This window comes from Qipengyuania vesicularis, assembly GCF_019711415.1.
GTDB lineage: Bacteria > Pseudomonadota > Alphaproteobacteria > Sphingomonadales > Sphingomonadaceae > Qipengyuania > Qipengyuania vesicularis.
Genome location: NZ_JAIGNJ010000001.1, coordinates 791,860 through 806,589 on the forward strand (window position 1 = coordinate 791,860; position 14,730 = coordinate 806,589).

The following is a 14,730-nucleotide window of genomic DNA, read 5'->3' on the forward strand; positions in this document are numbered from 1 at the left end:
TTCAGTATGTAATAGATTGAAAAAGTTGAGAGAAGGTTTTTACTTCAGACGATCGACGACTTCATTGCGGATTTGCCCGATGAGTGACGACGAACAGCGAGACGCTGCCTCTTCCTCATCCAGGATGGCCAGGAATGCGCGCCGCTTGAAATCGCGGCAGGCAGGCTCCGGCAGGTTGTGATCGATGGTCGAGCAGACGATGTCGATCATCCGCTCGGCCCCGTGGAGGCGGCCCCAGAGATAGTCGTTCTCGCGATAGGCGCGGCTGAAGAAGGCTCCGAAATTGTAGAATTCGATCCCGCGCAATGTCGCCAGCGTTCCACCTTCGCGAATGCTGCGGGCATCGTCCGGGCTGATCCGGTCTACCTTCACTGGGTCGAATTCTGTCAGACCCTCGTTCCGGAGTAGTGGGAGCGTCGCCACGTCGTAGAAGGGAAAGCCGAGATAGGCGAACAGCATGCGGCGCTTGAGGTTGGCGGGCATGTCCGCCAGCGCTTCGGCCAGCATCTCCTCCGCCCTGTCGTCGATATCGGGAAGGAGGCGCTTATCCTCGACCAGGTCGAGCAAGGCTGACGGATCGCCAAGGGCACCCTCGGCCGCTTCGGAGAAGGTATCGCCGAGGGCCCGCAATCCCTCTTTCTCGAAATAGAGTGACAGGATCTGGTAGATCGTCTCGCGGCCGGCCTCGAGAGCGTCGTCAGGTATCTCAGGATCGGCTTCCCAATCCCGCGCGAGGCGGCGGGCGAGCAAACGCAGGCGGCGAATGCGAAACCCGATGTCATGTTCGCGGAAGAACATGATCGCCTCGGGCGTGGCGCCGCCCTTTTCGCTCGCCAGGTTATCCAGCCCCCGGCGGCTCAGTTCGGCCCGCAGCGCGTCTTCGATCGGGGCATGGTCCGTAAGGTGCAGCGTGGGTGCCGCTTCCCAGGCGAGCTTGGCAAGTCGGGTGACGATCCCGCTCACCTTGGCCTGCGCATAGGACTGGAAGGCATAGCCTGCCTGTTCCGCTGCGGCCTGCTGGGCCTTCTGGCGCCAGGCCTTGAGCCGTTTGGGCGTCGGGTTGTCGAGGAAGAGCGTGTAGCCGAACAGCTTTTCGACCGTCCGCTCCACCTCGGGTCGAAGCGCGGTCACGATCCGCGTCAGGCGCTGTGCTTCTCGGCTATTTTCCTCGAGCTGTTCGAGGTTGTCGCGGATCGGCTGCTCGCGCGGGATGGTCGACAGCGAACCGAAAATGGCCGGGAAGAAGCCAACGTCCCCCTTGCGCCGTGCATGGCGTTCCCCGAAGCGGTCGGGGCGCGGATCGACATAGACGAAGCGGCGATCCACCTCGCGCTGGGCCGGGCGACCACGCAGGGCAGCCATCGCGCCGCCAAAGGGCTTGTTCACCAGAACCGACCCGTCGATCAACGAGACATTGTCGATGTTCTCCCGCATGACATGGACGGGCATGATCTGCTCGAGGAACTCCTCGCGGGACTCCCAGTCGTGTCCCAGTTCCTCGGACAGCCGGTCGATCTCTCCAACCTTCAGGGGCGGGAAAGCTCCCGGGAAACTGGCGGTGGCGCGCGCGGCAAAGACCATCTCCATAGGATCGGCGAGGTTCTGCCCGCCCATTGCCGGCGTAAGCTGGCGAAAGGCGATCGGCATGCGATGTTCGCTGTCCTCAACCACCGGTGGGCTGTGGAGGCGCAGCAGCTCGAGATAGCCGTGGAAGTCCGTTGCCGTCACGAACAGGTCGAGCGGGTGGCGCGGCGGGAGAAGCGGGGCCTCACGTGGCGAGGCGGCCATGGACTCGAAGGCACGGGCGAGGAGTTTCGAGAAGCCCAAGCCGGAGAAGGGCGGTTCGAACCAGCGCCCGCGGATGAGGTGCGAAACCTTGCGGCGGACTTCTGCGCGCGTTTCGGGAGCGACTTCGTTCGCGATTTCGGTGCCCGGTCGGCTCAGGAGCCAGGATGCGAAGGGCTGGGCCCATATCTTCCCGCCCGACCAGCGCAGCTTCGCATCGGGATCGGTCAACTCGTCGACATCGGCGACTTCGAGCCAGAGATCGGTCAGTGGTTCCAGGCTCTGGCCGGAGAAGATGGCCTGGGCAAGGAACACCGCGTTGATCCCTCCCGCGCTCGCCCCGCTCGCGATATCGGGCAAGACCCGCAGGCGAAGGCCCTCCCGCGCCTCGATCTGGGCGAGCAGGTCGAGATAGACCGCGTGGACACCGCCCCTTTCGCCGTGCCCGGAGTGAAAGTCTCGGCTCGCACGGGCAAGTTGCCAGAGCTCGCGCGTAACGCCGTGCATGTAGACCGCCAGGCTGATCCCGCCGTAGCAGATGAGGGCGATCCGGAGTTCTTTCTGCCGCATTGCCTTATCGTTGTGCACACTTGGCCCCGTAAGGCAATTGCGTTCTGCAAATGTTCTGCTAGGGAATCGGCATGGCGAAGCCGAAGAAACGTTATGTCTGTCAGGCCTGTGGGTCTGTTTCGCACCGCTGGCAGGGCCAGTGCGCAGACTGTGCCGAGTGGAACACGCTGGTCGAAGATGCACCCGCAACGGTGTTCTCCCTGAAGCACGATTTGTCGAGCGGGGGCAGGGCGGTCGAGTTCGTGGATCTCGACAAGCCAGGCGAGATCCCGCTGCGCCAGAAGACAGGGCTTGCCGAATTCGACCGAGCGCTGGGCGGCGGGTTGGTACCGGGCAGCGCCATACTGATGGGCGGCGATCCGGGCATCGGCAAGTCAACCTTGCTGCTGCAGGCCGCCGCCAAGGTGGCGCGCGAAGGGCACGGCGTGGTCTATGTCAGCGGTGAAGAAGCGGCCGGCCAGGTTCGCATGCGCGCCGGTCGGCTTGGACTGGCGGATGCCCCGGTCAAACTCGCGGCGGCTACAGGCGTGCGCGACATCCTGACCACGCTGGGCCAGATGGAAACGCCCAAGTTCCTCGTGATCGATTCCATCCAGACGATGCATTCGGACACGATCGAGGGGGCGCCCGGCACGGTCAGCCAGGTGCGCGGCTGCGCCTTTGAGCTGATCCGCTATGCCAAGGAAAACGGCGTCGCGCTGGTGCTGGTCGGGCACGTGACCAAGGATGGCAATATTGCCGGGCCGCGCGTGCTCGAACACATGGTCGACGTGGTGATGAGCTTCGAGGGCGAACGCAGCCACCAGTATCGTATCCTGCGCGCACTCAAGAACCGCTTCGGCGCGGTCGACGAGATCGGCGTTTTCTCGATGGCAAGCGAAGGGCTGGAAGAGGTGGCCAACCCCTCCATGCTCTTCCTGTCAGGGCGCGAGCAACCGATGGCGGGTAGCTCGGTATTCCCGGCGATGGAGGGTACGCGTCCCGTACTGGTCGAGATACAGGCCCTTATCGTCCGCCTGCAATCGGGAGCGACACCCCGTCGTGCTGTGGTGGGCTGGGACAATGGCCGACTTGCCATGTTGCTGGCTGTGCTGGAATCGCGCTGCGGTCTGTCGTTCAGTTCGGCGGAAGTCTACCTGAACGTTGCGGGCGGCTATCGCCTTTCGGACCCGGCCGCCGACCTTGCGGTCGCGGCGGCGCTTGTCAGCGCGCTGGCGGACAAGCCGCTGCCCGATCGCAGCGTCTGGCTGGGCGAGGTCAGCCTTGCCGGCGAGGTCCGCCCGGTCGCGCATGGCGGCATCCGTCTGCGCGAGGCTGCAAAGCTCGGATTTTCCAAGGGCTTCGGCCCGACCGATGCGAAACACGGTTCGGCGGAACTCGACTATGCGGGGCTGGGACAACTTTCCAACCTCGTTGACCGGGTGGTAAGCAGTTAATAAACCCATAAGCCCTAAGGGTTAGTAGGGCGATATGACGGGTTTCGATTTTCTGATCCTCTCCATCGTGGGCGTAGCCGCGATCGGCGGGTTCATGCGCGGGTTCCTGCAGGAAGTGCTTTCGGTGCTTTCGTGGGTCCTTGCGGCATTTGCCATTCGTTTCCTGCATACCCCTTTCACCATCCAGTTGCAGGAATTCATCGGGTCGAGCGTCACTACCTCGGTGCTCGCCTTCACTTTCCTCCTGCTCATTCCCTATGCCGCGATGAAGGTCATCGCGAACAATGTCGGCAAGGCTTCGCGCAGTTCGGTGCTGGGCCCGATCGATCGGGTGCTTGGCTTCGGCTTCGGCGCTCTCAAGGGGCTCCTGATCGCCATCATTGCCTTCTCGGTGCTGGTGCTCGGTTATGACGCCGTGTGGGATTATCGTGGCCGTCCCGTCTGGATCACCACCGCCCGCACCTATGAGCTGGTCGATGCAGGCTCGCGTTCGCTGGTCGAGGTGCTGGCGCAGCGGCGCGCAGCACTGCGCGGCGAAGAGGTTGAAGAACCCGCAGAGCCCGAAGCGCAGTGACCGACAGGCCCGGCGGCGCGCTATACTCCCCGCAATTGCTGGCGCTCGCCGTGGAGTTGGCGCAATATCCCTTCAAACCCGACGCAGCCTATCTCGGAGAGGCGCATTCACGCAGTTGCGGCAGCTCCATCGAGCTTTCCTGCAACGCAAATCTTCATGGCCTTGGCCTCCGGGTAACGGCCTGCGCAGTTGGACAGGCTGCTGCGGCGATCTTTGCACGTCATGCTGTCGGTCGCGATAGCGACGCGATCGGCGTGGCCCTCTTGCAGATCGAGCAATGGCTGGCCGGCGCACCCGATATCCCTGCTTGGCCCGACTTCGGTGCATTGGCGGCGGCGCGGGAATATCCTGGCCGGCACGGCGCCATTCTCCTTCCGTGGAAGGCTGCCCTCGATGCGCTTTCCAAGCAATCGGTGACGGGCTAAGTCGGCGAACCAAGCTCAAGAGAGGGGAACCGGGCGAATGGCAGGCGGCACGACGGCATTGCAACGCGAACCGAGTGACAAGGAAATTAAGCTCGTCATCGGTGCAAGCAGCGCTGGCACGATCTTCGAATGGTACGATTTCTTCATCTACGGCACGCTCGCCTACATACTGAAGGACGCATTCTACGACGTCGATAACGAGACGCTGGGCTTGTTGCTGGTCTGGTCGACCTTCGCTGTCGGATTCGCATTCCGCCCGATTGGCGCGATCCTGTTCGGGTTCCTCGGGGACAGGCTGGGGCGCAAGTACACCTTTCTTGTCACGGTCACCCTGATGGGTATCGCAACGGCCGGCGTCGGCCTTATCCCAACGGTTGCCACCATCGGCATCGCCGCGCCGATCATCGTGATCATCCTGCGGGTCTTGCAGGGGCTGGCGCTTGGCGGCGAATATGGCGGGGCGGCAATCTATGTTGCCGAGCACGCGCCCCCGGAAAAGCGGGGTTTCTATACCAGCTTCATCCAGGCCAGCGTGGCAGGCGGCTTCGTCCTTTCGATCGCAGTCGTGCTCGCGTGCCGCTTCCTCATCCCCGAGGATGATTTCGCAGCGTGGGGCTGGCGCGTCCCTTTCCTGCTCTCGATCATCCTGCTTGGAATTTCGCTGTGGATGCGGCTCAAACTGTCGGAAAGCCCGGTCTTCCAGGCCATGAAGGAAGCCGGAGAGACCGCGCATAATCCCTTCGTCGAGAGCTTCACCTATCGGGGTAACAAGAAGCGGATTTTCGTGGCCTTGTTCGGCATCACCGGCATTCTCACGACGATCTGGTATACCGCATTCTTCAGCGGGATGAGCTTCCTGCGCGGTCCGATGCATGTCGACGACCTGACGGTGGAACTGATCCTCTTCGTCTCCGGTTTGATCGCGATGACCTTCTACATCATCGTCGGCAAATGGTCCGACCGCGTGGGTCGCAAGAAGCCGATCATCATCGGAGCGCTCGCATCTCTGGTGTTGCTCTTTCCGGCGTTCTGGACGCTGGGCAGCCTTGCCAACCCAGCTCTCGCAGACGCAGCGAAGCGAACGCCGATTACCGTTGCCGGACCCGACTGCTCGACCGATCCCTTTGCCGATCTCTTCGACCGGGAGCAGAGCGATTGCGGCAAGATCCTCGAGACCCTCACCGCATCGGGCGTTCCCTACGAATTGAGCGAAAGCGACGCCATCTCGCTGGCTGCTGGCGGCGAGGCCGTCGCGATCGATCCGGCGTGGTTTACCGACGGTACCGCGCGCCGTGATGGCATCCGCACGGCACTGGGCGACTACGGCTTCGATTTCAGCAAGCAACAGCCCGGCTTCGCGAATATCCTCGGGATTGTTGGAGTACTGCTCGGCCTCGGCGTGCTTTCTGCACTGACTTACGGATCGGTTGCGGCACTCTTGTCCGAGATGTTCCCGGCCAGGATTCGGTACAGCTCGATGTCGATCCCCTATCACATCGGTGCAGGCTATCTCGGTGGCTTCCTGCCCCTGATCGCAGGCGTAATCGTGGCCAGCACCGGCAATATCTATTCGGGGCTCTGGTACACCTGGATCGTGGTTGCCTTCGGGGTGGTGGTTGCCTGGTGGGGCATTCCAGGCGGCCCTCCGCGTGATTTCGAAGAATCGGGTGAGGTGCCACCCGTCAGCCCTGCCACACCGTGATCGAAGCGCCCCCGGCCACCCTCAGACTCGCGATCGACCGCGAGGCGCTCGCAGCGAACTGGCGCATGCTCGACGCAATGTCGGGCGGCGCTCGGGCGGGGGCAGCGGTGAAGGCCGATTGCTACGGTCTAGGAGTGGAGCATTGCGTACCGACGCTGGTCGAGGCGGGTTGCCGCGACTTCTTCGTCGCTCATTGGAGCGAAGTCGCCCCGCTTCTGGAGCACGTGCGAGCGAAGCAAATCGCCGTGCTCCACGGGCCGATCAACCGCGCCGAGGCGAACTATGCCCGCCAAACCGGCGCGATCCCGGTCATCGATTCCATCATGCAGGCGAAGCTCTGGACGGAGACCGGCGGTGGACCGTGCCATCTAATGGTCGATAGCGGGATCAACCGGCTCGGAGTCGCGCTTCACGAGATCGGCGATCCGGCCATTCAGGCGCTCAACATCCAGGTGCTGATGAGCCATCTCGCCTGCGCGGACGAGGACAGTCCGAAGAACGAGCAGCAGCTTGCGGGTTTCCGTGATATCCTGGGTGCAGTCTCACACCGCGAGGCGAGCCTTGCGAATAGCGCCGGGATAGCGCTCGGCGGCGCATATCACTTCGACCTGACCCGGCCTGGCCTTGCTCTCTATGGCGGCGTGCCGCGTACCGAATTCACCGATTGCATCCGGCAGGTTGCTTACCCGCGCGCATCAATCTTGCAGGTGCGCGCATTGGAGGCAGGACAGACAGTCGGCTACAACGCCACCTTCACCGCGCCTGCCAAGATGCGGGTCGGCGTGCTGTCGCTTGGCTATGCCGATGGCATCTTGCGCAGCTGGGGAGGGGCCGCTTTCCAGAGCGGAGAGAAGGTGCTTCCGATCCTCGGCAAGGTTTCGATGGACATGATCGTGGTCGATCTTGCCGAAGCGCCCAATCTTGCCGAGGGCGACTGGGTGGAGCTACCCTATTACCTGCCCTATGCTGCGCGGCAAACTTCTGTTTCGCAATACGAATTGCTTACCGTTCTGGGACACCGCTTCCAACGTTAAGCCAAGCGTGTTGCGCTGCACATTGTGCAAGTGCTAAGCACCCCGCGTTGCACAAAACAGGGCGCCACCGGGGGAGTGAATACATGGCAAAGCGGACCGCCGAAGGCGAACCGATCATCATCAAGAAGTACGCCAACCGGCGTCTCTACAACACCGATACCTCGAGCTACATCACGCTCGACGATCTGGCGAAGATGGTTCGCGACAATGTCGATTTCCAGGTCCTCGACGCCAAGACCGGCGACGACATCACCCACACGATCCTGACGCAGATCATCGTCGAGGAAGAAAGCAGCGGGGCACAGCAAATGCTTCCTGTCAGCTTCCTGCGCGATCTGATCTCGATGTACGGCAATTCGATGCAGTCGATGATGCCGAGCTATCTCGAAGCGAGCATGGCCAATTTCCGCAAGAATCGCGAACAGTTGCAGGCTGCTTTCGCCAAGGGCATCGAAGCGAACCCGCTGGCCAAGATGGCCGAAGCCAACTTCAAGATGATGCAGAACGCCGCCGAAGCCTTCATCCCCGCGACCCGCAAGAATGTCGATAGCGCCAAGAAGGAAGCCGATAGCGAACTTGCCCAGATGCGCGAACAGATGGCCGCGATGCAAAAGAAGCTCGACGAGCTGAGCAAATAGTCGACCCCGCTGGCACGAGACGCTAGGGGCGGGCGCAAATTCAATCTTGAAGTGAGATTCGCCCCGTGGCTCAGATCCGCCATGCACTAAACACCAAGCGCGAAGACGATTTCGCGGCGTGGTACCAGGAAGTCATCTCCGCTGCCGAAATGGCCGAGGAATCGGGTGTTCGCGGCTGCATGGTTATCCGGCCCTGGGGCTACGGCATCTGGGAGCGCATGCAGCGCCTGCTCGATGACCGGATCAAGGCGACCGGCCATTCGAACGCCTATTTCCCGATCTTCATCCCGCTCTCGAACTTCGAGCGCGAGGCAGAGCATGTCGAAGGCTTTGCCAAGGAAATGGCAGTCGTCACGCATCACCGCCTGATTGCGGGGCCCGATGGCGGGCTCATCCCCGATCCTGAAGCCAAGTTGGAAGAACCTTTGGTGGTTCGTCCGACTTCGGAGACGATCATCGGGGATGCCATGGCGCGCTGGGTACAGAGCTGGCGCGATCTGCCCCTGAAGCTCAACCAGTGGGCCAATGTCGTGCGCTGGGAAATGCGTACCCGCATGTTCCTGCGCACCAGCGAATTCCTCTGGCAGGAAGGCCACACGGCGCATGTCGACGAGGCTGAGGCCAAGGAGCACACGCTCACCATGCTCGAAGTCTATCGCGCCTTTGCAGACGAGGATCTCTCACTGGCCGTGATCGCGGGCGAGAAGCCCGAGAACGAGCGTTTCCCAGGCGCGGTCGAGACCTGGTCGATCGAGGCCATGATGCAGGACGGCAAGGCCCTGCAGGCCGGTACCAGCCATTATCTCGGCACGAACTTCGCTCAGGCCAGCGGGATCAAGTACCAGAACAAGGACGGCGGCGAGAGCTTCGCCCACACCACCAGCTGGGGCGTCTCGACCCGTATGGTCGGTGGTGTCATCATGACGCATGGTGATGACGATGGCCTGCGCCTGCCGCCCAAGATCGCGCCGCAGCAGGTCGTCATCCTGCCCATGCTGCGCGACAAGCCCGAAGACGAGGCACTGATCGACTATTGTGAGGTCCTGCGCGCAACGCTTGCCAGCCAGCACGTCCTCGGCGAACCGCTGCGCGTGCTGCTCGATACCCGGCCCGGCAAGGCTGCGGCCAAACGCTGGGACTATGTCCGTAAGGGCGCGCCCATCATCGTCGAGGTGGGTGGGCGCGACATGGAAAATGGCGCCGTATCGATGCTGCGCCGTGACCGGCTGTGGGACGCTGAAACGGGCAAGCCTGCCTTCCAGACGCCGACGCGCGAAGTAGCAGGCCAGACCATTCCCGACGTGTTGGCCGATATCCAGGCTGCCTTGCTCGTCGAGGCGCAGGAACGGCGCGATGCCAATCTCACACGCGGCGTGACCGATTTCGCCGAGGTCGAAGAGCACTTCTCCGCGTCACGCTATCCGGGCTGGGTCGAGGTCCAGTGGTCGAAGCCCACTGGCGATGCGCTGGAAAAGGTCGTCGAACGGCTGAAGGAGCACAAGCTCACCATCCGCAACGTGCCGATGGATGCGGCGCCCGTCGACGGGGCCTGCATCTTCACGGGCGAGGCAGCAGTCGAGCGCGTCCTCTTGGCGAAGGCCTACTAAGCAGGGCGTTAAAGCGCAGCCCTGCCTTCAGGCCGACCAGCCTATTCCCCGCTGGCCAGTTTGCGTTTCAGCGCATCGGCGTTGACCGGTCGGCCGAGGAAATCCTCGATCAGTTCCGCTGCGGGCTTGCTGCCTCCACGCCCAAGGACCAGTTCGCGATAGGCGCGCGCCGTTTCGGGATCGCGCAGGCCTGCCTGCTGGAACCGCGAGAACAGATCGGCAGCAATCACACGCGACCAGCCATAGGTGTAATAGCCCGCACTATATCCGTTGAGGTGGCCGAAAGCTGCTTCGCTGTGGGTGTCTGCGGGTATCTCGTAGGGCGCGAAGGCTCCTGAATACTCCTTGTAAGCGCCGGAAATCGCTTCGGCAGAAAGGTCATCCGGCGCACCCATGTGATAGCGCAGCGAGGCATTCGAATACCCCAACTGAGTGGCTTCGTAGATGCCCTGACCGAAATAGCGCGCAGCATTCATCCGATCGACGAGCGAGCGCGGGATCACTTCGCCCTGTTCGTTGCGAGCGAACTTCGCGAGCGTATCGTAATCGTAAACCCATTCCTCGAGCATCTGCGAGGGCGCTTCGGTGAAATCGCGCTCGTTCGCCACGCCGCTGAGGCCCGCCCAGCGCTGGTTTCCGCCAAGGATCGAATGGATGAGATGGCCGAATTCGTGGAGGAAAGTCTCCACCTGCCCGTGTTCCATCAATCCGGTGTCGTAGCCACCCTTGGGCAGGTTCATCGTGAGTACCGAAACGGGCAGTGTTTCGCCCGAGATACCCTGACGAAGCGCGATATGGTTGGCGTGCTTGTACTTGCCGTCACGCGGATGGGAATCGAGGTAGAAGCGGCCGATGACTTCGCCATTGTCCACGATTTCGAAGCTTTCGACATCGGGGTGCCAGAGCGGCGTTTCCCATGGCCTGATTTCATAGCCGAACAGATCTTCGGTAAGTTCGAAAACGCCCTGCCGCACGTTGTCGAAGGTGAAATACTGCCGGACTTCCTGCTGGTCGAGATCGTACTTCGTCTTGAGTGCATGTTGCCGGGCGATTCCAGAATTGAACCAGCTCAGTTCCTGACCGGGTCGGATTTCGGCGAGCGCCGCCCGGTATTCGGCCAGGTCCCGGGCCAGGGCCGGCTGTGCCGCCTGGTCGAGATCGACCATGTGGGCGATGACTTTCTCGGGCGTGTCGAGCATCCGGTCTTCAAGCAGCAGCGTGGCGAAGTCCGGGCGTCCCAATAGTTCGGCGAGTACCTGTCGCTTGGCGAAAATCTTGCCCAGCAGTTCGCTGTTCGCAGGGTAGGCCCGCGAGAAATAGACGCGCGCCAACCGTTCGCGCAGCGCATCGCTCTGCGCATAGGACATCACAGGCGAGAAGTCGGGTCCATCGGTCGAAATCTCCACCAGCCCATCGGGACCCGGCGGGTGGCTGGCAATCCAGTCTGCGGGCAGCCCTTCGAGTTCAGCAGGCAATGCCTTGATGGTTCCACGCCCGTTGGCAATATTCTGGCTGAACTCGCTGCCGAGATCCGTTAGCTCTTTCTGCAGCGCTTCGATCTGCGCGCGCTTGGCTTCGTCAAGGCTTACGCCAGCCCGATCATAGCCTTCGATCACCTGTGCAAGGTAATATTGCGTCGCCGCGTCTTCGCTACTTGCGTCGATGGCGGCGAGGCGATCGTAGGCTTCTCGCGAGAGGCCGAATGCGGTGCCGACCTCGCTTAGCCTGGTGTAGCAGGCGATTCCGGCGGCTCGTTTGTCTGCCGTGCTTGCCGATTGGCTGTAGCTGTAGAATTCGGCGCCGGTCGAATAGGAGAGGGCGGAGATCTCGTCATAGGCGACGAGAGTGTCCGCCACGGTGTAGGGGCCGGCGCTGCTTTCGAACTCTGCGATGCGTCGTTCCACTTCTGCGAGAAGGTTATCGCATCGTGCATTCAATGTCTCGGCATCGGCTGCATCGGCCTTGATCGGACCGGCAAATGCCCCGGCAGTGCGGTCCATCCCCAGCGCTGGTGCGGCATGGAAGGTGGTAGCGAGCAGCAGGGCTGCGATCTGCATGCGCATAACTTGACCCCCTCAAAAATCCATTCGATTTTGAACCAGCATGGCATAGGTGATGTGGGAAATGCTGCCAATGCGGCTCGTCGAGCGAGGTTGCACCCTCGTCGGCTTGCGCGGGCCATTGTGCAGGACCATATGACGCCCATGAAAAAACAGAACAGAACCGGGAGGCCGCAAGGGCTCCCCTCGAAGACACAGATACTCGAATTCATCCAGAGCTCCGACCGTCCGGCAGGAAAGCGCGAAATCGCCAAGGCCTTCGGCATCAAGGGGCAGGAAAAGATTGCGCTGAAGAAGCGTCTCAAGGACATGGCCGAGGAAGGCCTGATTGATGGTCGGAAGACGGCCTTCCACAAGATGGGCGGGCTGCCCAAGGTGACTGTCCTCAAGGTCACCGAGATCGAGGATGGCGAACCGATCGCCACTCCCGAGAGCTGGGATCCGGATGCGCCGAACAAGCCGCCGCGGATCGTGGTCAAGGAAAGCAAGAAGGTTGCGGCACTGAAGCGCGGCGACCGCTTCCTTGCGCGCACCGAAGAGCGCGGGAAGGGTTGGATTGCCCATCCGATGAAGAAGCTCCCCGCGCGGACAGAGGGCATGATGGGGGTCGTCGAATTCGATGGCGGCGGCAAACCCTGGCTCGCGCCGGTCGACAAGCGTGTGCGCAACAGTGCACCCATCGGCGATGTTGGCGCAGCGAATGAAGGCGACCTCGTACTTGCCGAACTCATGGGCAAATCGCCCCGAGCGAAGGTCAAGGTAGTCGAGGTGATCGGCGATCCGCTGGCGCCCAAGAGTTTCAGCCTGATCGCCATCGCCAAGCATGGCATTCCGCATATCTTCCCGCAGGAAGCGCTCGACGAGGCGCAGCGCGTGGCCGAACTGCCGCTCAGCGAGGACAGGCGCGAAGACCTGCGCGATGTGCCGATCGTGGCCATCGACCCCGCTGATGCGCGCGACCACGACGATGCGATATGGGCCGAACCCGACGGCGAAGGGGGCTTCAAGGCGATCGTCGCGATTGCCGATGTCAGCTTTTATGTCCGCCCAGGCGGCGCGCTCGACAAGGAAGCAAGGAAGCGCGGCAACTCAGTTTATTTCCCAGACCGCGTTGTACCGATGCTCCCCGAGCTGCTCAGCGCCAACATCTGCTCGCTGGTCGAGAACGAGGACCGCGCGGCGATGGCCTGCCACATCCGTATCTCGCCAGAGGGCAAGGTCACGAAGTGGCGCTTCACCCGCGCCATCGTACGGCTTGCGGCGAACATCGCCTATGAGGACGCGCAGAAGGCCATCGACGACGGCAGCGCTGACGAGGTGTTGAAGAACCTCTGGGGCGCGTGGAAGCTGCTGCACAAGGCCAGGGAGGCGCGTGATCCTCTCGACCTCGAATTGCCCGAACGGCAGGTGCGCCTCAACGATGCGGGCCAGATCGAGGAGATCGCCATTCGCGAACGCCTCGATGCGCACCGTGTGGTCGAGGATTTCATGATCGCGGCCAATGTCGCTGCGGCCAAGGCGCTCGAAGAAAAGGCCGCACCCGTGGTCTACCGCGTCCACGAAACGCCGAGCCGCGAGAAGCTGATGTCCTTCAAGGAATACCTCGCCAGCCAGGGCCGAAGCTTCGCCATGGGGCAGGTCATCACCCCCGGCCTGTTCAATCGCATGCTCAAGGACATCGTCGATCCGGCGGAAAAGGCGCTGATCATGGAGGCGGTGCTGCGCAGCCAGACGCAGGCCTATTACGGTCCGGCCAATGCAGGCCACTTCGGCCTTGCGCTCGGCAGCTATGCGCATTTCACCTCGCCGATCCGCCGCTATGCTGACCTGTTGGTCCACCGCGCGTTGGTCGATGCCTACAAGCTCGAGCAGCCCAGACCCAAGGGGAATATCCCGGAGAGTTCGGGCCTGTCGGACAGGGACAAGACCGCGCTCAACCAGATTACCGATGCAATCAGCCAGACCGAGCGCCGTGCGATGGAGGCCGAGCGCGATACGATTGATCGTTATGTCGCAGCATGGCTCTCGGGCCGGGTGGGCGAGGTGTTCGACACGCGCATCACCGGCGTTCAGGGCTTCGGCTTCTTCGCCACGATCGAGAACCTTGGTGGAGACGGGCTGGTGCCGGTCACCACGCTCGGCCGCGAGTATTTCCGCTATGACGAGGGCGCCCGCGAACTCGTGGGAGAAGACACGGGCACGACCTATGCGGTGGGCGATCGGCTCAAGCTGCGGCTTGCCGAATCCAACCCTCTCACGGGTGCGCTCAAGTTCGAACTGCCCGACGGCGGCGGCGCGTCCATCGAGAAGCGCGGGGATCGCCCGCCGCCGAAGAAAAAGAAGTTCCACAAGGGCAAGGGCGCACCTCGCCAGCAACATGCGCAGGGACAGCGTGGTCGCCCGAAGAACATCCGCCACCAGGGGCGCGGGAAGAAGCGCTAGGCGAGCTCTTCCAACTGCTCGCGGCTGAGCGAGCCGGGCACGATGTAGAGCGGGCAGGGCAGGTCGTTCGCACGCGAGGCGAAATGCGTCACCAGCGGATCCTTGCCGCCGTCCTTCGCCGTGCCGAGCACCAGCGCCGCGATCGAGCCGTGCTCGTGGAGATACTTGCCGATCACCTCGGCCGGTGAACCCGGGCGCACGGCGATTACCGGCATCTTCCCCATTTCTGCAAAGATATTACCCGCGGCATTGTTGGCCATCACCTCGGCCCGCTCGCGCGCTTCCTGCTCGATCGTCGCCTGCACGCCGCCGAAGGCATTGAAGGTCTGCTGCGGCACCAGCGCGAGGATATGCACCGAACCCCCGGTCTTGCTCGCACGCATGGAAGCAAAGCGCAGCGCCTGCTTGGCTTCCTCGGTCTCGTCCATCACGACCAGGTATATTCTCAAAGGTCCCG

General features: G+C 62.5%; 11 protein-coding genes. 8 read left to right on the forward strand and 3 right to left on the reverse strand.

Going from position 1 to position 14,730, the window contains the following annotated elements; translation table 11 throughout:
- Window positions 1-39: 39 nt before the first annotated feature.
- Window positions 40-2,355, reverse strand: coding sequence for a patatin-like protein (locus K3146_RS03990; protein WP_221544880.1), 2,316 nt, complete (start codon window positions 2,353-2,355; stop codon window positions 40-42).
- 71 nt (window positions 2,356-2,426) lie between these two features.
- Between K3146_RS03990 and radA the strand changes: the two genes are divergently transcribed.
- The 7 genes from radA to proS all read left to right on the forward strand — a co-directional run bounded on the left by radA (window position 2,427) and on the right by proS (window position 9,771).
- Window positions 2,427-3,791 (forward strand): DNA repair protein RadA, encoded by a 1,365-nt coding sequence (gene radA / locus K3146_RS03995; RefSeq protein ID WP_221544881.1) that lies wholly within the window; start codon window positions 2,427-2,429, stop codon window positions 3,789-3,791.
- Between the two features lie 34 nt (window positions 3,792-3,825).
- Window positions 3,826-4,365 (forward strand): CvpA family protein, encoded by a 540-nt coding sequence (locus K3146_RS04000; RefSeq protein ID WP_221544882.1) that lies wholly within the window; start codon window positions 3,826-3,828, stop codon window positions 4,363-4,365.
- Entirely contained in the window at window positions 4,362-4,790 is a 429-nt protein-coding gene (locus tag K3146_RS04005) for an iron-sulfur cluster assembly scaffold protein (RefSeq protein WP_221544883.1), read from the forward strand. Before K3146_RS04000 ends, K3146_RS04005 begins: the two co-directional genes overlap by 4 nt.
- 37 nt (window positions 4,791-4,827) lie before the next feature.
- Window positions 4,828-6,492: an MFS transporter gene (locus K3146_RS04010; RefSeq protein WP_221544884.1), complete on the forward strand. Its 1,665-nt coding sequence runs from the start codon at window positions 4,828-4,830 to the stop codon at window positions 6,490-6,492.
- Window positions 6,489-7,526, forward strand: coding sequence for an alanine racemase (gene alr, locus K3146_RS04015; RefSeq protein WP_221544885.1), 1,038 nt, complete (start codon window positions 6,489-6,491; stop codon window positions 7,524-7,526). The genes K3146_RS04010 and alr overlap by 4 nt, the downstream gene beginning before the upstream one ends.
- 83 nt (window positions 7,527-7,609) lie before the next feature.
- On the forward strand, window positions 7,610-8,164 hold the full coding sequence (gene phaR / locus K3146_RS04020; protein WP_221544886.1) for a polyhydroxyalkanoate synthesis repressor PhaR: 555 nt from the start codon (window positions 7,610-7,612) through the stop codon (window positions 8,162-8,164).
- 65 nt (window positions 8,165-8,229) lie between these two features.
- Complete coding sequence (gene proS, locus K3146_RS04025; RefSeq protein ID WP_221544887.1) at window positions 8,230-9,771, forward strand: proline--tRNA ligase; 1,542 nt, start codon at window positions 8,230-8,232, stop codon at window positions 9,769-9,771.
- Between the two features lie 41 nt (window positions 9,772-9,812).
- Here the strand turns inward: proS and K3146_RS04030 are convergent, their stop codons facing one another.
- Window positions 9,813-11,834, reverse strand: a complete 2,022-nt coding sequence (locus K3146_RS04030) for a M3 family metallopeptidase (RefSeq protein ID WP_221544888.1) — start codon at window positions 11,832-11,834, stop codon at window positions 9,813-9,815.
- A gap of 132 nt (window positions 11,835-11,966) precedes the next feature.
- Between K3146_RS04030 and rnr the strand changes: the two genes are divergently transcribed.
- Complete coding sequence (gene rnr, locus K3146_RS04035) at window positions 11,967-14,273, forward strand: ribonuclease R (RefSeq protein ID WP_221544889.1); 2,307 nt, start codon at window positions 11,967-11,969, stop codon at window positions 14,271-14,273.
- Here rnr and K3146_RS04040 read toward each other — a convergent pair.
- A complete protein-coding gene (locus tag K3146_RS04040; protein ID WP_221544890.1) occupies window positions 14,270-14,722 on the reverse strand; it encodes a universal stress protein in 453 nt (150 codons plus the stop codon). The two genes, rnr and K3146_RS04040, sit on opposite strands and share 4 nt — an antisense overlap.
- Window positions 14,723-14,730: the final 8 nt, after the last annotated feature.

What these genes read in the sequence shown, in the direction of transcription:
- K3146_RS03990 (WP_221544880.1), bottom strand. Translation starts at nt 2,355, where the DNA reads ATGCGGCAGAAAGAACTCCGGATCGCCCTCATCTGCTACGGCGGGATC.
- radA (WP_221544881.1), top strand. Translation starts at nt 2,427, where the DNA reads ATGGCGAAGCCGAAGAAACGTTATGTCTGTCAGGCCTGTGGGTCTGTT.
- K3146_RS04000 (WP_221544882.1), top strand. Translation starts at nt 3,826, where the DNA reads ATGACGGGTTTCGATTTTCTGATCCTCTCCATCGTGGGCGTAGCCGCG.
- K3146_RS04010 (WP_221544884.1), top strand. Translation starts at nt 4,828, where the DNA reads ATGGCAGGCGGCACGACGGCATTGCAACGCGAACCGAGTGACAAGGAA.
- phaR (WP_221544886.1), top strand. Translation starts at nt 7,610, where the DNA reads ATGGCAAAGCGGACCGCCGAAGGCGAACCGATCATCATCAAGAAGTAC.
- K3146_RS04030 (WP_221544888.1), bottom strand. Translation starts at nt 11,834, where the DNA reads ATGCGCATGCAGATCGCAGCCCTGCTGCTCGCTACCACCTTCCATGCC.
- rnr (WP_221544889.1), top strand. Translation starts at nt 11,967, where the DNA reads ATGACGCCCATGAAAAAACAGAACAGAACCGGGAGGCCGCAAGGGCTC.